This is a genomic window from Ornithinibacter aureus (assembly GCF_009858245.1).
Lineage (GTDB): Bacteria > Actinomycetota > Actinomycetes > Actinomycetales > Dermatophilaceae > Fodinibacter > Fodinibacter aureus.
This window is the reverse complement of sequence record NZ_VMSB01000001.1, coordinates 2,940,124-2,956,933: the sequence shown is the minus strand read 5'-3', so window position 1 is coordinate 2,956,933 and position 16,810 is coordinate 2,940,124. Positions and strand designations below refer to the sequence as shown.

Sequence of the window (16,810 nt, the reverse complement as noted above, 5' to 3'; positions counted from 1 at the left end):
CGTCAGCCGACGGCTGCGGTGAAGGACTCCTCGAGGACGTCCATGCCCTCGTGGAGCAGGTCGTCGGAGATCGACAGCGGCGGCAGGAAGCGGAAGACGTTGCCGTAGGTGCCGCAGGTCAGGGTGACCAGACCCCGCTCGTGGCACCCCTTGTTGACGGCGCTGGTCAGTGCGGCAGCCGGCTCCTTGCTCCCGGCGTCGGTGACGAGTTCCATCGCGATCATCGCGCCGCGACCGCGGACCTCGCCGACCTCGTCGTACTTCTCCGCGAGGCGGCCGAGACGGTCGGTGAGGATGTCGCCGATCTCGCGAGCCCGCGCAGCAAGGTTGTCGGCCTCCATCGATTCGATGGCCGCGAGCGCGGCGGCGCAGGCCACCGGGTTGCCGCCGTAGGTGCCGCCCAGACCACCCGGGTGCACGGCATCCATCAGCTCCGCGCGCCCCGTGACCGCGGCCAGCGGCATGCCACCGGCGATTCCCTTGGCGGCGGTGATGAGGTCGGGGACGACGCCCTCGTGGTCACAGGCGAACCAGTCGCCGGTGCGGCAGAAGCCGGACTGCACCTCGTCGGCGATGAGCAGGATGCCGTGCTCGCGGCACCAGTCGGCGAGCCCCGGCAGGAACCCCTCGGGGGGCACGATGAAGCCACCCTCGCCCTGGATCGGTTCGATGATCACGGCGGCCGTGTTGCTCTCGCCGACCTGGGCGTGGATCTGGTCGGTGACCGTGCGCAGTGCCTGCTCGGCACAGTGCTCGGCGCCGCCCGGCCAGCGGTAGGGGTAGGCCATCGGCACCCGGTACAGCTCGCTGGCGAACGGGCCGAAGCCGTGCTTGTAGGGCATGTTCTTGGCGGTCAGGCCCATCGTGAGGTTGGTGCGGCCGTGGTAGCCGTGGTCGAAGGCGACGACCGCCTGACGACCGGTGGCGTGGCGGGCGATCTTGACCGCGTTCTCGACGGCCTCGGCCCCGGAGTTGAACAGGGCCGACCGCTTCTCGTGGTCGCCCGGGGTCAGCTCGTTGAGCTTCTCGCAGACCTGCACGTAGCTGTCGTAGGGCGTCACCATGAAGCAGGTGTGGGTGAACGCGGTGATCTGCTTGGTGACGGCGTCAATGATGCGCTGGTTGCCGTTGCCGACGGTGGTCACGGCGATGCCGGAGCCGAAGTCGATGAGCTGGTTGCCGTCCGCATCCCGCAGGATGCCACCCGACGCCTCGGTGACGTAGACGGGCAGGCCGGTGCTCACGCCGGCCGCGACCGCGGAGACCTTGCGCTGCTGCAGCGCCTGACTGGCGGGGCCAGGGATGGACGTTGCGAGGATGCGCTTCTGCTCGATCATGTGGCCGATACTATCCGCGCCGAAGGGGCGCCGAAACTACGAAATCCGTTGCCTCGCCAGCCGTCTGCGGCACGCTCCCGTGACCGGCCACTGACTGGTCACCTTGGTAAACGCCTCGGTATCGCACCGTCACTGACTCAGGATCGGACTGACCCGTTGAGACTGTTGCTGGTCGAGGACGAACGGTCCCTGGCTGCCGCTCTCGGTGACGCCCTGCGCGATGACGGCTGGGTCGTCGACCACACCGTCGACGGGCGCGAGGGGCTGCGACTCGGCTTGCACGGGCAGTACGACGCGATCGTCCTGGACATCATGCTGGCGTCCATGAACGGCTACGACGTGCTGAAGAACCTGCGCGCCGGCAAGGTGTGGGCCCCCGTGCTCATGCTCACGGCCAAGGACGGCGACTACGACCAGACCGACGCCGTCGACCTCGGCGCCGACGACTACGTCACCAAACCGTTCAGCACCCCGGTGCTCCTGGCGCGCCTTCAGGCCCTGGCCCGGCGCGGTGCACCAGAACGACCTGCCGCCCTGTCGGCCGGGGGGCTGTCGCTGGACCCCCGCACCCGCACCGTCGTGCGTGAAGGCCGTGAGATCCAACTGACCGCGCGCGAGTACGCCCTGCTGCACCACCTCATGCGCAAGGTCAGGCAGGTGCAGAGCAAGGCCGAGATCCTCGAGAACGTGTGGGACTCGGACTACCCCGGAGCGGACAACGTCGTCGAGGTCTACATCGGCTACCTGCGACGCAAGATCGACGCACCGTTTCGGACCCGGTCCCTGGAAACCGGGCGCGGCCTCGGCTACCGCCTCAATCCGGTACCGCAACGGTCGGGATCCTGACGACGAAGCGACACCAGCCGTCGGGGGCCTCCTCCGCGACGACCGTGCCGCCGTGGGCTCGCACGATCTCGGAGACGATCGCCAGCCCCAGGCCCGTGCCACCGGCGGCCCGCGTGCGTGAGTCGTCCGGGCGCACGAACCGCTCGAAGATGCGTCGTCGGTCCTCGATCGCGACGGGCGGCCCGTCGTTGTCGACGACGAGGACGGCGTGCGCCCCCTCGCGGCCGAGGCGCACGCGCAACGCATCCCGGCGGTGACGCTCGGCGTTCTCGAGCAGGTTGCGCACCACCCGGCCAAGCCGACGCTCGTCACCGAGCACCCGGACGGGGTGGACGGCCACGTCTATCGCCAGCCCCCGGGCCCGCAGCGCACGGGTCTCGTCGAGCACGACGTCGTCGAGGTCGACCTCCACGGTTGACAGGCTGGGCTCCTGCTGGTCGGCGGAGGCCAGGGTCAGCAGGTCGTCGACCAGCAACGCCAGCCGTTCGACCTCCGCTCGAGCCCGGTTGGCCACGATGCGGCGCTCCTCGGGGGTGCGCTCCTTAGCGAGCCGGTCGACGAGGATCCGAATCGTCGCGAGCGGGCTGCGCAACTCGTGCCCGGCGTCCGCGACGAACGCCCGCCTCGAGGCATCGGTGCGCCGCAGTCGCTCGAGCAGCCCGTTGAGGGTCTGCGCGAGCACGGTCAGTTCGTCGCGGCCCGCAGGCACCTCGAGCACCGGGCCGGGCCGCCAGACCGAGGCCCCTCTATCTGGCGGCGCATCCGTTCCACCGGGCGCAGCGCCTGCCCCACCGCGATCGTCGTCACCGTCGCGAGGATGAGGATGATGCCGATGAGCCCGAGCACCCCGAAGGTCACCGTGGGGCCGATGGCGGAGGCACCCAGGTCGGTGGGCACGGCGACGAGGACGACGCGGCGTTGGCCACCAATCGTCGTCGCTAGCGCGCGTCCCGGCGCAGCAAGCGGACGCCCTCGGCGTAGCCGTGCCACGGCCCGGACGGGGCTGCGGCGTCCGGGACCGCGCGCTGGGTGCGCCCGACGAGGAGCACCGTGGCGAGCATGCCCGCCACGAGCAGCGCCGCGATCGCGGCACCCATGATGAGGTAGCTGCGGTGCTCGCCGCCCGCGGCGTCACGGATGGCGGGGCCGCCGGCACCCATCGCGAGGATCGCCAGCGCGAGCACGGCGATGCGCCAGCTGAGCAGCCGGGTGCGCTCGCGGTAGCCGTCGGTGAGGTCGGCCGGCAGCGCGATGTAGGGCACCTGGAACAGGCTGAACGACGTCGTGGCCAGCACGAATGCCACCGCGATCCACACCGCGGACGCGCCGGGCGCAAGCCCCGTCGGCACGGCGAACATGCCCAGGAAGCCGACCGGCAGCGTCACTGCCCCGAGCGCCACCAGCCGGGTGCGGGTGCTGCGGCGGCGGGCCTCGGCGTCGGAGAGGGCGCCGACGAAGGGGTCGATGGCGACGTCCCAGACCTTGGGGAGCAGCACCACCAGCGCGCCCAACGCGGGCGCCACCCCGAGCGTGTCGGTCAGGTAGTAGGCCAGCACGAGCCCGGGCAGCGTCCCGAACCCCCCGGTGCCCACGCTGCCGGCGGCGTAGCCGATCGTCTCGCCGCGGTGACGGTGCGTGCCATGCCGGACACCGTAACCGTCCGGGCCCGGTGATGGCCCCCCTGATCCGTTGCATCATGCGCACCGCTGCGTAGTGACTTGCGCAACGATTGTACGTACGCTGGGCCTCATGAGTGACGCACCCACCGAGCGCCGCGCGCTCCTGGTCAACTCCACTGTGGCCGCAGTGCTGGGCGCCGGCCTGATGGTGCTGGCCCACGAGCTCAGCCACCTGGTCGCGGGCTTGGCGATGGGCATCCCGGGCACCCTGTACTCCTACGGCGTGGCCCACGAGGGGTCCCCCGTCCAGAACGCGATCATGGCGGGGGCGGGACCGATGTTCAGCCTGCTCACCGGCCTGGTGATGGCACTGTGGCAACCATTGCGCGCCACGCGGTCGTTCTGGCACCTGCTGTGGCTGTGGTTCGCCTACTCCTCGATGATGGAGGGCATCGGCTACCTCGAGATCACCCCGTTCGGGGCCGGCGACACCGCCGCGGTCGCCAGCCACCTCGGCTGGCCGCCCGCGGTCGGTTGGGTGCTGCTCGCCGGGGGCATCGCCGGCCAGTTCGCCCTGGCCTGGGGTTTCGCCCACCCGGTCGGCCGCATGGCGGGCGCGGACCGCGGCGCCCGCCTCGACGCGACCCTGTGGCCGTGGCTGCTCGGCACCGTGGTCAACCTCGGCCTGTCGGGCCTGTCGATGGCGACCCACCGGGCGGCCCTGTCCCCCGGTGAAGTGACGGTGATCCTGGCGGCCGGCTCCGCCACGCTGGTGTTCGCGCCGATGGCCATGATCTTCCAGCGCAAAATGAACGCGCAGCCCTACGAGCCGCTCAAGCTCAAGCCGATCCCCGTCGTGGGCCTCGCCCTCCTCGCCGGACTCATCCTGCTCAACCAGGCCCTCAATCTGGGCGTCCAGATCGGCTGATCACCCCCAGCCGGGGTCACGCTCGGCGAGAGCTGCGTGGCGACTGGCGTTGATCACCGCGTCGGCGTGCCCGGTGGCGGCGGGCCCGAGCAGGGCGAGCACCCGGCCGAGCGCCTCGCCGAGGCGACCGGCGGGCCAGTCCTCGGGCAGTGCCACCCGGGGCAGCGAACCCTCTTCCCCCAGCAGCTGGTACGCCTCCGAGCTCGCCTCGTACAGCGACCGGAAGGCGACCAGCGGGTCGGCCTCCGCGGTCTTGATCGCGTCGAGCCTGCTGATCACGTCGCCGTAGCGTCCGGCGAGGGCCGGAAGGTCCCAGGCGTGCTCGATGAGTCGGGTGGAGGCACTCGCGTCGACGTCGAGCCAGCCCGTGACCGCGGCCGCAGCCGACAGCAGATCACCCAGACCCGCCGACGCGTCCCGCAACGCCACCACCACCCCGGGCCGCAGCTGCCGATAACCGAACCGCGCGGCCGCAGACAGGAACGCCTCGCGCAGCGCACGTCGCGATTCCGGGACGTCGTAGACGAGCACGTGGAAGCGGCCGTCCCAGTCGGCGCTCGCGCCCGCCCCCCGGAGCTGCTCGAAGTTCGCGCGCAACTGCCCCGCCAACCGATAGACGCCGACGCGGCCGTGGCGCGTGAGGTCGAGCAAGCCATACCCGGCGACACGATGCACCAAGGCCTTGGCGGCCGACTGGGTCAGGCCCAGATCGCCGAGCAGCGCGACGAGTACCGGGCCCGGCAGCGCGGACGCCCGGCAGACTCCGAAGATGTAGGGGACGGCGCCGATCATCGATCCCGGCGCTCGTCGCCCCGGCTGGCGAGAACCGGTTGTGGTGACCACCCGGAACCCATCCGCCATGACGCGCACCCCCTCACGTCCGATCCTACGGCGCGGTCGAAGGGAACGAGGACGGTCGCCAAAGGCGTGCCACGCTCAGGGCGTTTGGCCTCCGACTCACGCCGGGGAGTAGCCCTCAGGCCCGCTCCGCCGCCCGGCGGCCGAACCAGTTGGCCAGGAGCTTCGCGACCAGGGCATCCTCACCGAGGACGAGTTCGCCGCCCAGAAGGCCAAGCTGCTCGGCTGACCGGCCCGCACGCCGGATGACGACGAGAGGTGGTGTTCGGCGTGGCCGACCTCAGTCCCGCTGAGCGACGCAAGCACGGAGAGTCGGCCCGCACCCACGCCCCGCTCGAGGGCCAGGCGCAGGTCGGCGAGGCACAGGGCATCAGCCTCGACACCGTGAACACCCACGTGCGCTCGATCTACGCGAAGCTCGGAGCGGGCACGCGGCGCGATGCCATTACCGCTGCCCGCGACCTCGGCCTGCTCTGATCCCCGCACGCTCACCCACTACGCACGAGGCCGGGCCGGGCGCCTGCTGTCAGGCTGACCCGGAAGGAAGGTCCCCATGATGCAGGAAAAGGCACTGATGCGATGCCAGTTCATCGTCAGCGGATCGGTGTCCGACGAGGCCATGGCTGCCACTGACGCGTCAGGCCCGGCTCCCCGCAGGAGCCAGCACGCGGACGTACTCGACGTCCCCGAGGAGCTCCAGTCGCTGCCAGAGCACACTTCCCGGGACCGCTTGGCTGACGTGGCAGTGCACCGCCGTGAACTGGCAGCGACGGTCGACGGCGATGGCGGTGAGGTCGTGGAGCGGATGACCCGCGAAGGCCGCCCCGTCGGTGTCGTTCAGCACCCGGCTCACCTGCTGCGGCAGGGCCCACCCCAGCACCGGGATGCCGTGTCGAGCGGCCACGGCGAGCGCAGCCTCGGACGCAGCCCGGTGGTCGGGGTGGCCCGTGACACCGCCGAGCGGGTCGAACACGAGGATGCCGTCCGGTTGCGTCGCTCGGACCTCGGCCTCGACCTCGGCCTCGATGACGCGCACGTCGAGGTCGGCCAGGGAGCCGTCCGGGTGTGCGAGCAGGGTCGTGCGCGCACACCCCAGCACACGCGCGGCATCCGACAGCTCGGCTGTCCGCTGGGCTGCGAGGTCGCCCGTCCCGGCCCCGAGGCCTCTCCGCGCGTCAGGCACAGCACGCTCACCTCGGCGCCGAGACGGACGGAGCGGTCGATGAGCGCACCGAGTGCGAACGACTCGTCATCGGGGTGAGCGACGACGACGAGCACCCGCGTCCAGTCGGACCCAGGGCCCGTTACCGCCAGGGAAGACACCGGCGAACTCAGGCCTGCGGGCCCTGCACGATGGGAAGACCGGCCGCGATCCAGCCCGCGGTGCCGCCGTCGACGGAGACCGCGTCATAGCCCAGGGCGGTGAGCAGGTCAGCCATGGACCGGCTGCGGTTGCCGCTCTGGCAGATGACGTGCACGGTCTGGTCCTTGGGCACCCCACCGAGCGAGGCCGTGATGCGGCTCATCGGGGCCAGGATCGCGCCGGGGACGTGACCCCCGACGTACTCAGCGGGCTCACGGACGTCGAGGACAACGGCACCGTGGGCGTGCCGGGCCCGGAGGGTGGTGATGTCAATGGTCTTCGTCATGGGACCAGCATACCCCCAGGGGTATGTATGTCGAAAAACTCTTGACTTACTCAAGAAAAGCGGCAGACTCGTCGTTGTGCCGTCCTCCACCGATCTCGAGCAGCTGCTGCGCGAGCACCGACTCCGGGTCACCCGGCCGCGACTGGCCGTCCTCGGCGCAGTCCACGCCTCGCCCCACACGAGCACGGATGCCGTCATCGAGGCCGTCCGCGGCGAGCTCGGCGTGGTGTCCCACCAAGCCGTCTACGACGTGCTGCGCGCGCTCACCACCGCGGGCCTGCTGCGCCGCATCCAACCCGCTGGCTCCGTGGCCCGGTACGAGGCCCGGGTCGGGGACAACCACCACCACGTCGTCTGTCGCACCTGCGGGGCGATCGCCGACGTGGACTGCGCGGTGTCCGCGACGCCGTGCCTCACGGCATCCGACGACCAAGGCTTCGTGATCGACGAGGCCGAAGTCACGTACTGGGGAACCTGTGCGACCTGCGCACAGGTCGCACAGGCGGCACGATGAAACTGACCACCCACGCAGCCTGACCACCACCCTGACCCACCAGGCCACACCGGAAGGAAGAGCATGAGCGAGCAGAACCACGACGCCGTCGTCGGAGACATGAACTCGGAGGAGAGCGAGGGACTGTGTCCCGTCGTCCACACCGCCAACCACCCCACTGAGGGTGCTGGCAACCGCACGTGGTGGCCCGACCAGCTCAACCTGAAGATCCTGCGCAAGCACGCGCCAGCAGCCAACCCGATGGGTGAGGACTTCGACTACGCCGAGGCGTTCGCGAGCCTCGACCTCGACGCCCTGCGCGCCGACCTCACCGCCCTCATGACCGACTCCCAGGACTGGTGGCCGGCCGACTACGGGCACTACGGCCCGCTCTTCATCCGGATGGCCTGGCACAGCGCCGGCACCTACCGGATCAGCGACGGTCGCGGTGGCGCCGGAGCGGGGATGCAGCGTTTTGCGCCCCTCAACAGCTGGCCCGACAACGCCAACCTCGACAAGGCCCGCGCCCTGCTCTGGCCCATCAAGAAGAAGTACGGCAAGCAGATCTCCTGGGCCGACCTGATGGTCCTCACCGGCAACGTCGCACTGGAGTCGATGGGCTTCAAGACCTTCGGCTTCGGCGGCGGTCGCGCCGACGTGTGGGAGCCCGACGAGGACGTCTACTGGGGCCCGGAGGACACCTGGCTCGGCGACGAGCGCTACACCGGTGACCGCGAGCTCGAGAACCCGCTGGCCGCCGTGCAGATGGGTCTGATCTACGTCAACCCCGAAGGCCCCAACGGCACCCCGAGCGCGCTGGCCTCGGCCCGCGACATCCGCGAGACGTTCGCCCGCATGGCGATGAACGACGAGGAGACCGTGGCCCTCATCGCCGGTGGTCACACGTTCGGCAAGACCCACGGTGCCGCCGACCCCAACAAGTACGTCGGCCCCGAGCCCGAGGGCGCCTCGATGGCCGAGGTCGGCCTGGGCTGGAAGAACACCTACGGCACCGGGTCGGGCAATGACACCATCACCAGCGGCCTCGAGGGTCCGTGGACCCCGACGCCGACGACGTGGGACAACAGCTACTTCGAGACGCTGTTCAACTACGAGTGGGACCTCGCCAAGAGCCCGGCCGGCGCGTGGCAGTGGGTGCCCACCGACCCCGCCGCCAAGGATGCCGTCCCCGACCCGCACGACCCGACCAAGCGGACCGCTCCGGTCATGCTCACCACGGACCTCGCCCTGCGGATGGACCCGGCCTACGAGAAGATCTCGCGGCACTTCCTGGAGAACCCCGACGCGTTCGCCGACGCGTTCGCCCGCGCGTGGTTCAAGCTGACCCACCGCGACATGGGCCCGATCGAGCGCTACCTCGGCCCACTGGTGCCGCAGGAGGAGCTCATCTGGCAGGACCCGGTGCCCGCCGTCGACCACGAGCTCGTCGATGCTCACGACGTGGCCGAGCTCAAGGCGCGCATCCTCGCCAGCGACCTCACCATCTCCCAGCTGGTCGCCACCGCCTGGGCGTCGGCCTCGACGTTCCGCGGCAGCGACAAGCGCGGTGGCGCGAACGGTGCCCGCATCCGCCTGGCCCCGCAGAACGGCTGGGACGTCAACGACCCGGCGCAGCTCGCGACGGTCATCAGCGCCCTCGAGGGCATCCAGGCCGAGTTCAACGGCGCCCAGACCGGCGGCAAGAAGATCTCGCTGGCCGACCTCATCGTCCTCGGCGGCACGGCCGCGGTCGAGCAGGCTGCCCGCAACGCCGGCCACGAGGTGCAGGTCCGCTTCACGCCGGGCCGCACCGACGCCACGCAGGAGCAGACCGACGTCGACTCGTTCGCCGTGCTCGAGCCCAGCGCAGACGGCTTCCGCAACTACGCGGGCAAGGGTCACCGCCTCGGCGCGGAGTTCCTGCTCGTCGACCGCGCGAACCTGCTCAACCTCAGCGCCCCGGAGATGACCGTGCTCGTCGGTGGTCTGCGCGTGCTGGGGGCGAACACGCAGGGGTCCTCACTCGGCGTGTTCACCACGAACACGGGGTCGCTCAGCAACGACTTCTTCGTCAACCTGCTCGACCAGAGCACGAAGTGGTCGGCCACGACCGAGGCCGAGGACACCTTCGAGGGACGCGACCGCGCCACCGGCGAGCTGCGCTGGACCGGCACGCGCGCCGACCTCGTCTTCGCCTCCAACTCCGAGCTGCGCGCCGTCTCCGAGGTCTACGCCAGCGACGACGCGTCGACGAAGTTCGTCAACGACTTCGCCGCGGCCTGGGCCAAGGTCATGGAGCTCGACCGCTTCGACCTGAGCTGATGCGGTTGAGCTGAACCAGACCGCCCACACCTCGACTTCGTGCGACTTACCCGCGGTTCCAGCACCAGAAATGGTGCAGAACCGTAGGCAAGTCGCACGAAGTCGTGTGGGGGGTGGTGGGACGCAGCCGTCAGGGGGCGGTCGGCCTCAGCACCGCGAGGGTGTCGTTCCCAGCGTTGCCCAGCACAAGCCGATCGCCGTCCAGCTCGAAGCGCTTGGTCTGCTCGAGCGCCTTGAGGAACGCGGTCTCCTGCGCCATCGCGGCCTCGGGGCCGGCCATCCGCGTGCTCGCCAGCGGCGAGAAGGTGAGCTCGCCGTCAGCGGGCGACTCATAGGAACCACGGAAGGTGTTCACCCCGCCGTTGCCGGACACCTGGCCGTCCTCGAGGACGAGGGTGGACGTCACCGCGGGGTCAGCCGGCGTGAGGTCGGAGACTCCACCGAGAGATTCGAGGGTCCACGACCCGTCGAGTTCGGAGCTGTCCGTGTTCGCGGACGAGCCACCGCACCCCGACAGGGCCGTCAACAGGGCCAACATGGCGGCGAACGCAGCGAACTGCGAGGCGTGACGGGCGAGCTTCACGGACCGACCTCCGGGGTGGCGGCAAGAGATTTCTCGTCACGCTACCCCCGCGGTGTCAGGCCACGGGAACGTTCCTGATGATCACGTGGCGAGCGGGCGGCATCCGGCCGGGTCTGCCACGATGGCGCGATGGCGAAGAACGCGCGACTGAAGAAGGCCGTCTACGAGGCCGAGCTCGTCCGGCTCCAGGCCGAGCTGGTGACGATGCAGGAGTGGGTCAAGCGCGAGGGTGAGCGCGTCGTGATCGTCTTCGAGGGCCGTGACGCCGCCGGTAAGGGATCGGCCATCAAGCGGGTCACCGAGTACCTCAACCCCCGCTCGGCGCGGGTCGTCGCGCTGCCCACACCGACCGAGCGCCAACGCACCCAGTGGTACTTCCAGCGGTACATCGAGCACCTGCCGGCCGCCGGTGAGATCGTGCTGTTCGACCGCAGCTGGTACAACCGCGCCGGCGTCGAGCGCGTGCTCGGGTACTGCACCCCCCAGGAGCACCAGCGCTTCCTGCGCCAGTGCCCCATCGTCGAGCGCATGTTCGTCGAGGACGGCATCCGGCTGCTCAAGTACTGGTTCTCAGTGAGCGATGCCGAGCAGCAGCGCCGCTTCGAGTCCCGCCTCACCGACCCCATGCGCCGCTGGAAGCTGTCGACGACCGACGTCGAGTCGATCACCCACTGGGAGGACTACTCGCGGGCCAAGGACGAGATGATGGTGCACACCGACATCGCGGCCGCGCCTTGGTGGGTCGTCGAGAGCGAGGACAAGCGTCGCTCGCGGCTCAACATGATCGCCCACCTGCTCTCCCAGGTGCCCTACGAGCCCGTCGAGGCGCCGTTGGTCGAGCTCCCGCCGCGGCCACCGTCGAAGGGGTACGTGCGCCCCGACCGCTCGCTCCAGCAGGCGGTGCCCGACTTCTCGGCCACCCTCGAGGGCTGAGCGGGGCCGGCACGCCGAAGGTCGCCAGTCGGTCCTGCACGACCGTGATCCCCGACCCGGGCCCTCGGATCACGTCGGGTTCATCAGCTCGTTTCCACAGCGCAGGATGCCGGGCGCGCACATCGCGCCCACGTCCAGTGAGCCAACCCCCGTCACCCGGAAGGTGGCCGACTCCCCCGGCAGCAGCGTGACCAGCCCACGGTCGACCCGAGCGGAAGGATCGACCTTGTCGATCAGCAGGGTCAGGTCTCGCACGAGCGTCCGTGCGGTCACGGAGACGTCTAACCCGGCATCCGTCGCGGCCACGCTCACCTCGAGAGCCGCGGGAGGAAGCGCACTGTCCCGCGGCTCGCAGAAGAACCAGGAGCCTCGCGTCCCGAGGGCCTCGACGACCACCACCTCGGATGCCGGGTCGGCGGCTTTCGCGACCACCGCGGGGAGGTCGATGGTCACCGACCCACGGGCGGGCACGGTCACCGCAGCCTCGTGCGATCCACACTGCGTGCCGTCGAACCGCAACCGCCGACACGTGAGCGAGCCCTCCCACGGCACGTCCGTGTCGTTGCCGAGCGAGGCCACCAGACGGCCACCCCGGGGCTGGACCGACACCACCCGTGGCGCGAACGCGTTCTGCAGGGCGAAGTACAGCGGCTTCTCACGGCCGCTTCCGTCGATCGCCGCCCACGACGTGACCGGCCAGCAGTCGTTGAGCTGCCAGACGACGGCGCCAGAGCACGAGGGCGCCAGGGAGCGGAACCAGCCGAGGGCACAGGTGATGGCGTTGGCTTGGTTCAGCTGCATGGCCCAGTGCCAGGTCTGCATGTCGTCGGGCACCCGGTGGTGGCGCACGAGCCCTCCGACGAGCTTGGCATTGCCGTCGACGGCCTTCTGGTGGGCGAGCATGCCGGGCGACTCGGGGGTGAGCGGGTCGTCGCTGATCGCGGCGGTGAGGGTCGACCAGGTCGGGGGCCCCTGCCAGCCGAACTCCGCGACGAACCGCGGGGTGACGTCCCGGTAGGTCACCCAGTCCAAGGAGTTCCACTGCTCCCACAGGTGGGTGGTGCCGTGGCTCGGGTCGTTCGGGTGCTGCCCGCCCGGGCTGAAGGGACTGCCCGGGGCGTACGGCACGTGCGGCGCGACCTCGGCGACGACGGCCGGGAGCAGCTCGTCGTAGTAGTGCGCACCCCAGGTGCGGCCGTCGAGCCGCTCCTTCCATCCCCAGTCCTCGTAACCCCACAGGTTCTCATTGTTGCCGGTGAGCAGCGCCAACGAGGTGTGGTGCGCGAGCCGGGCCACGTTCTGCCGCGCCTCGGCCTCGACCTCGGACCGCAGGGGCTCCTCCTCCGGGTAGGCCGCGCACGCGAAGAGGAAGTCCTGCCAGGTCAGCAGGCCCAGCTCGTCGCACAGGTCGTAGAAGCTGTCGGACTCGTAGATCCCGCCGCCCCACACCCGCACGAGGTTGGCGTTCGCTGCCCTGGCCTGGGTGAGGCGCTCGGAATAGCGGGCTCGGTCCACGCGCACCGGGAAGGAGTCGTCCGGGATCCAGTTGACCCCTTTGACCAGGATCGCGCGGTCGTTGACGACGAGCTGGAAGGGGGTGCCCGCGGCATCCGGCGTGGTGTCCCAGCGCAGCGTGCGAAAGCCCACCCGCCGCCGGACGCGGTCGAGCACCGCACCGTCGCCGACCAGCTCGACCTCCACGTCGTACAGGGGCTGGTCGCCGTGCCCCGTCGGCCACCAGCGGTCGACCGTCGCGCACTCCACGGATGCCGTCGCCCCGCTCTCGCCGGCGGCGATCGTTGCCGACGCGCACGCCCCGGCGACGGACACGGTCACCGTGCGAACGGCATCCGAGGTCGACGCGACGCGAGCCACGACCTCGACGCAACCACCGTCGCCCACGGCATCCGCGCGCACGAGCACCTCGTCGAACCGCGCCCCGCTCCACGACTCCAGGTGCACCGGGCGCCAGATGCCGCTCGTGAACGTCGCCGGCCCCCAGTCCCACCCGAAGCTGCACGCCGACTTGCGGATCGCCTCGAACGGCATCGGGTACGGGCCGGGGCGCGCGCCGTAGGTCAGGCTCTGGGCGTTCGCGTACTTCACCGGGCTGCGCAAGCGCACCTCGAGCAGGTTGTCGCCCTCGGTGAGGATGCCGGTGACGTCGAGTCGGTGGGTGCAGTGCTGGTTCGCGACCTCGGCGATGACGTGCCCGTTCAGCACGACCGTGGCGACGGTGTCGAGCCCGGAGAAGACGATCTCGTGGCGCTGCGCCCCGGCGAGCTCGTCGGGACTCACCTCCACCGTCGTCGAGTACGCCCAGTCGACCAGGCCGATCCAGGTGAGCAGCGACTCGTTGAGGTCGAGGTGCGGGTCGGGGATCAACCCGGCCGCGAGCAGGTCGAGGTGGACCACCCCGGGCACGGTGGCCTGCACGCAGCCATCGACGAGTGCACCGGTGAGGTGGGCGGGCACCGGGCCGGCCATCGCACGCACCGTCCACCCGCGGTCGAGCCCCCGCAGCACGCCCATGCCCTCGCCTCCGTCTCCGCCGTGCGATCCCCAGGTCATGGCGGCGACGCTACTCGGCGCTGGCGACAGCGTTCGCGGCGCTCACGTCCCGAAGGGGCGGGCTGGGTGCCGACGGGTCACCAGCTCGAGCGCGCCATCCGGACGGCCCGCCAGATCAACGCCGCGGATGCGGTCAGCGTCGTGGGCCCGCAGGCTCACATCGAGGAGTCGAGACATGCCCGGGATCGCCCGAATTCGTCGGCGTGTTACGACTCCTCGACTGGCCGCCCTGACCGCCGACGGCTGCAACCACTGAGACGAGAGCTGGCGAAGGGACTCGAACCCTCAACCCCCTGTTTACAAGGAGTGTGGGATTTCGTTCCTCCCCCGTCCTGACCTGCGACGATGCGAAATCTTGGCGCCGAAAATGGCCTCGTGCGACAGCCGTGCGACGGTGATGTCCATCAATGTACACCTGTGTCGTGCGACAACGTCCTGGCCCTCTGGGAACTCACTAGGAACTTTCATGCGCCCCGCTCGGCTCCTCCTTCGACGATACGGGACCTGTCCGGCACGCCCAAGGCGTTGTGCCCAGACGGGCGACCTGGCTTCTGACCGCAGGGCGAACCGCCGCGGACGGCACACTGGTGTCCATGGCCGTCGAACCGCTTGACGAGGTACGCAACAACCTCAGCGACGTCATCGCCGCGTGGAGCAACGACGCGAGCGCGTCACCGTCACCCGCGACGGCCGCGCGGTGGCCGTCATCCTCAGCCCCGAAGACCTCGCCGAGCTCGAAGAGACGCTGGCGGTCCTCAGCGACCCTCAAGCCTTACCGGACATACGCGAATCGGATGCCGCGTTCGCAGCCAGTGATGTCGTCCGCGGAGTCGATGCCGTTCGCGCCCTGAGGTCGTGAGCGAAAGCAGCTACGAGCTCAGACGGTGAGAAGGTCGCGCTCGTTGACGAGAACGCCAAGCTTGGCAAGCCCTTGGTGCAGCGGCCGGTCCTCGCGAACCGGCAAGGGCGCCCACGACCGTTCCAACGGAGTTGGGGCGACGAGCCACCTGGGGATCGGTCGCCCGGCACACGCACTGTCCCTCAGCAGTTGGTAGGTGAGCGTCTTCCACGGGCCGGTCAGCCCACGGCTCGGGGACCCAGTGGCCCAGATGGCCTGCCTGGCCGGCGTGTTGAGCGCGAGCGACTGGTCCCGGCCCTGGAGCAGCATCCGCATCGCCAAGATCGGGTCTGTATCGGCGTGGTCCCCGACGGCATCGACCACGTCGGCCGCCCGCATCCAGGTGCGCTTGGACGCCTGCTCTGCGGCTTCCTCGAGATCGAGGAGAACCAGAGCCGAGGGGACCGTGCGCCCGGCGAGGTAGTCCCCGAGCCGGGACGGAGTGCGTCCGATCGCGAAGGCGGCCTGGGTACCTGTCATGCCCGCAGCGTCGATCAGCGACTGCAGTCGCGCACGGCGCTGGTCGGTCGTGGCCATCAAACGAGAGTACCCATATTCGGTGATTTCTAAGTGCCCCGACGAGCACCAGATCCGTCACCGCCTATACGAGAGTTCTACCGGGACGCCGCCAGAGCGGACATGCCCGAGACCACCCGGCTCGCCACCACCACCGAGACCTGGTGCCGGCCATCCACGTCGCACTTGCCCTCAAGGTCACCAACGCCTGGACCGAAGGCTTCAACCGGATCATCAAGAACACCAGGCGCGTCGCCTGCGGCTTCCGCAACCTCGGGAACTACCAGCGCCGAATACTCCCAACCATCTCGCTCACACGAGCACGACAAGACGCAGCATTGCCACGGCCGCCCGCGGAAATTCGAACAGCCAGCTTAGGGCTCCGAGCTCATGTAGCCGTTCCCCCAGGACAACGTATATATGAGCCGCAGCGAGGATTTCGACCTCGCATGGAGCGAACCTACACGAATGTCCGGATTAACGACCCGATACGTTTTGAAGCGGCGTTCCGGCTTAAACGAACCACTTCAGGGAACAAAAGTTGGTCTCGCCACGAACTATCGCGTGATGACCCGAACCCATTGGTAGTGCCCACCGTCAGGAGACCAGCTCCATGTGTCAAAGGCAACGACTTCGCCAAGAGCTTTTACGTCGCTTTGCACTTGATCGTCCGATCGGTGGATGAAGTAGCGCCCGTCCGGGCTGGTCCACTCTCGGTTGCGAAAGTGGCCCCACACCCCAATCTCGACGACGCCGCCACACCGCACCACGCGACCAAGCTCTCGGATCGCCTTTGAGAAGCCATCTCCGGGTAGGTGCATCAAGGTACTCATCGACCACGCAGCATCGAAGGAGTCGTCAGCAAAGGGAACCTCGGTTGCCGATGCCACGACCGCGTTGAGCTTCCTGTCACGGCACGTGCGGACAGCGACTGGCGAGAAATCGACGCCTACGTATGCGCATCCGCTCTGGCGCAAAATGACCCCGTCGCGCCCGGCACCGCACCCGACCTCGAGGACGAGCTGCGCTCGAACTGCGCGCAGTCCCTGCACAAAAGCATCGACCCGAGTCGTGCGTTCGAGACTAAGCATCCGGCCCGCGCGATCCATCATCTCGGCGGCATAAAACGCTTTCAGCCTCTGCTCCAAGACGCTCACCGTAGGAACCCTACCTCTTTGTTGGGATCGGGGCCCTGGCCAAGTAGGTCACGTCGCGGCTACTTGACAATTGAACCGCCCCGGGTTTGGTGGAGGGTCG

17 protein-coding genes and 3 pseudogenes are annotated in these 16,810 nt (G+C 69.6%); 9 read left to right on the top strand and 11 right to left on the bottom strand.

Features of this window, described 5'->3' with window-relative positions:
* Nucleotides 1-2: 2 nt before the first annotated feature.
* Entirely contained in the window at nucleotides 3-1,337 is a 1,335-nt protein-coding gene (gabT, locus tag C8E84_RS14085; RefSeq protein WP_159903064.1) for a 4-aminobutyrate--2-oxoglutarate transaminase, read from the bottom strand.
* Nucleotides 1,338-1,493: 156 nt separating this feature from the next.
* Between gabT and C8E84_RS14080 the strand changes: the two genes are divergently transcribed.
* A complete protein-coding gene (locus C8E84_RS14080) occupies nucleotides 1,494-2,183 on the top strand; it encodes a response regulator transcription factor (protein WP_159903062.1) in 690 nt (229 codons plus the stop codon).
* Here the strand turns inward: C8E84_RS14080 and C8E84_RS14075 are convergent.
* The 3 genes from C8E84_RS14075 to C8E84_RS14065 are packed head-to-tail and all read right to left on the bottom strand — an operon-like array spanning nucleotide 2,152 to nucleotide 3,796.
* The gene (locus C8E84_RS14075; RefSeq protein ID WP_159903060.1) at nucleotides 2,152-2,865 is read right to left on the bottom strand and encodes a sensor histidine kinase; all 714 of its coding nucleotides are present in this window, start codon (nucleotides 2,863-2,865) and stop codon (nucleotides 2,152-2,154) included. The two genes, C8E84_RS14080 and C8E84_RS14075, sit on opposite strands and share 32 nt — an antisense overlap.
* A 2-nt stretch (nucleotides 2,866-2,867) precedes the next feature.
* Complete coding sequence (locus C8E84_RS14070; protein ID WP_159903058.1) at nucleotides 2,868-3,080, bottom strand: hypothetical protein; 213 nt, start codon at nucleotides 3,078-3,080, stop codon at nucleotides 2,868-2,870.
* A 41-nt stretch (nucleotides 3,081-3,121) separates the two neighbouring features.
* Nucleotides 3,122-3,796 (bottom strand): MFS transporter, encoded by a 675-nt coding sequence (locus C8E84_RS14065; protein ID WP_159904952.1) that lies wholly within the window; start codon nucleotides 3,794-3,796, stop codon nucleotides 3,122-3,124.
* A gap of 136 nt (nucleotides 3,797-3,932) precedes the next feature.
* On the opposite strand from C8E84_RS14065, the gene C8E84_RS14060 reads away from it, so the two are divergent.
* On the top strand, nucleotides 3,933-4,730 hold the full coding sequence (locus C8E84_RS14060; RefSeq protein WP_159903056.1) for a zinc metalloprotease: 798 nt from the start codon (nucleotides 3,933-3,935) through the stop codon (nucleotides 4,728-4,730).
* Here C8E84_RS14060 and C8E84_RS14055 read toward each other — a convergent pair whose 3' ends face one another.
* Nucleotides 4,731-5,522, bottom strand: coding sequence for a hypothetical protein (locus C8E84_RS14055; protein WP_159903054.1), 792 nt, complete (start codon nucleotides 5,520-5,522; stop codon nucleotides 4,731-4,733). It lies immediately after the preceding gene.
* 229 nt (nucleotides 5,523-5,751) lie between these two features.
* Between C8E84_RS14055 and C8E84_RS18595 the strand changes: the two are divergent.
* Both C8E84_RS18595 and C8E84_RS14045 read left to right on the top strand, forming a co-directional pair.
* Nucleotides 5,752-5,817 (top strand): annotated as a pseudogene (locus C8E84_RS18595) (SHOCT domain-containing protein); the annotation flags it as partial.
* 41 nt (nucleotides 5,818-5,858) lie between these two features.
* On the top strand, nucleotides 5,859-6,065 hold the full coding sequence (locus C8E84_RS14045) for a helix-turn-helix transcriptional regulator (protein ID WP_159903052.1): 207 nt from the start codon (nucleotides 5,859-5,861) through the stop codon (nucleotides 6,063-6,065).
* A 160-nt stretch (nucleotides 6,066-6,225) separates the two neighbouring features.
* Here C8E84_RS14045 and C8E84_RS14040 read toward each other — a convergent pair.
* A pseudogene (locus C8E84_RS14040) lies at nucleotides 6,226-6,866 on the bottom strand (PIG-L family deacetylase).
* Nucleotides 6,867-6,919: 53 nt separating this feature from the next.
* On the bottom strand, nucleotides 6,920-7,237 hold the full coding sequence (locus C8E84_RS14035) for a rhodanese-like domain-containing protein (protein ID WP_159903051.1): 318 nt from the start codon (nucleotides 7,235-7,237) through the stop codon (nucleotides 6,920-6,922).
* A gap of 76 nt (nucleotides 7,238-7,313) precedes the next feature.
* Between C8E84_RS14035 and C8E84_RS14030 the strand changes: the two genes are divergently transcribed.
* A complete protein-coding gene (locus tag C8E84_RS14030) occupies nucleotides 7,314-7,751 on the top strand; it encodes a Fur family transcriptional regulator (protein WP_159903050.1) in 438 nt (145 codons plus the stop codon).
* Nucleotides 7,752-7,814: 63 nt separating this feature from the next.
* A complete protein-coding gene (katG, locus tag C8E84_RS14025; RefSeq protein ID WP_159903049.1) occupies nucleotides 7,815-10,052 on the top strand; it encodes a catalase/peroxidase HPI in 2,238 nt (745 codons plus the stop codon).
* A gap of 130 nt (nucleotides 10,053-10,182) precedes the next feature.
* Here katG and C8E84_RS14020 read toward each other — a convergent pair whose 3' ends face one another.
* On the bottom strand, nucleotides 10,183-10,635 hold the full coding sequence (locus C8E84_RS14020; RefSeq protein WP_159903048.1) for an META domain-containing protein: 453 nt from the start codon (nucleotides 10,633-10,635) through the stop codon (nucleotides 10,183-10,185).
* A gap of 129 nt (nucleotides 10,636-10,764) precedes the next feature.
* Between C8E84_RS14020 and ppk2 the strand changes: the two genes are divergently transcribed.
* Entirely contained in the window at nucleotides 10,765-11,568 is an 804-nt protein-coding gene (gene ppk2, locus C8E84_RS14015) for a polyphosphate kinase 2 (protein WP_159903047.1), read from the top strand.
* Between the two features lie 69 nt (nucleotides 11,569-11,637).
* On the opposite strand, the gene C8E84_RS14010 is transcribed toward ppk2, so the two are convergent.
* Nucleotides 11,638-14,139, bottom strand: coding sequence for a glycoside hydrolase family 2 protein (locus tag C8E84_RS14010; protein WP_246196953.1), 2,502 nt, complete (start codon nucleotides 14,137-14,139; stop codon nucleotides 11,638-11,640).
* A 649-nt stretch (nucleotides 14,140-14,788) separates the two neighbouring features.
* Here C8E84_RS14010 and C8E84_RS14005 point away from each other — a divergent pair.
* Nucleotides 14,789-14,998, top strand: coding sequence for a type II toxin-antitoxin system Phd/YefM family antitoxin (locus tag C8E84_RS14005; RefSeq protein WP_211675597.1), 210 nt, complete (start codon nucleotides 14,789-14,791; stop codon nucleotides 14,996-14,998).
* 18 nt (nucleotides 14,999-15,016) lie between these two features.
* Here C8E84_RS14005 and C8E84_RS14000 read toward each other — a convergent pair whose 3' ends face one another.
* Nucleotides 15,017-15,574: a helix-turn-helix domain-containing protein gene (locus C8E84_RS14000; RefSeq protein ID WP_159903046.1), complete on the bottom strand. Its 558-nt coding sequence runs from the start codon at nucleotides 15,572-15,574 to the stop codon at nucleotides 15,017-15,019.
* Nucleotides 15,575-15,717: 143 nt separating this feature from the next.
* Here C8E84_RS14000 and C8E84_RS18590 point away from each other — a divergent pair.
* A pseudogene (locus C8E84_RS18590) lies at nucleotides 15,718-15,837 on the top strand (transposase); the annotation flags it as partial.
* A gap of 273 nt (nucleotides 15,838-16,110) precedes the next feature.
* On the opposite strand, the gene C8E84_RS18200 reads toward C8E84_RS18590, so the two are convergent.
* Entirely contained in the window at nucleotides 16,111-16,710 is a 600-nt protein-coding gene (locus C8E84_RS18200; protein ID WP_159903044.1) for a class I SAM-dependent methyltransferase, read from the bottom strand.
* Nucleotides 16,711-16,810: the final 100 nt, after the last annotated feature.

Excerpts from the sequence above, each read along its gene's own strand:
- C8E84_RS14055 (WP_159903054.1), bottom strand. The coding sequence starts at position 5,522 with ATGATCGGCGCCGTCCCCTACATCTTCGGAGTCTGCCGGGCGTCCGCG.
- C8E84_RS14000 (WP_159903046.1), bottom strand. The coding sequence starts at position 15,574 with ATGGCCACGACCGACCAGCGCCGTGCGCGACTGCAGTCGCTGATCGAC.
- katG (WP_159903049.1), top strand. The coding sequence starts at position 7,815 with ATGAGCGAGCAGAACCACGACGCCGTCGTCGGAGACATGAACTCGGAG.
- C8E84_RS14060 (WP_159903056.1), top strand. The coding sequence starts at position 3,933 with ATGAGTGACGCACCCACCGAGCGCCGCGCGCTCCTGGTCAACTCCACT.
- ppk2 (WP_159903047.1), top strand. The coding sequence starts at position 10,765 with ATGGCGAAGAACGCGCGACTGAAGAAGGCCGTCTACGAGGCCGAGCTC.
- C8E84_RS14010 (WP_246196953.1), bottom strand. The coding sequence starts at position 14,139 with ATGACCTGGGGATCGCACGGCGGAGACGGAGGCGAGGGCATGGGCGTG.
- gabT (WP_159903064.1), bottom strand. The coding sequence starts at position 1,337 with ATGATCGAGCAGAAGCGCATCCTCGCAACGTCCATCCCTGGCCCCGCC.
- C8E84_RS14035 (WP_159903051.1), bottom strand. The coding sequence starts at position 7,237 with ATGACGAAGACCATTGACATCACCACCCTCCGGGCCCGGCACGCCCAC.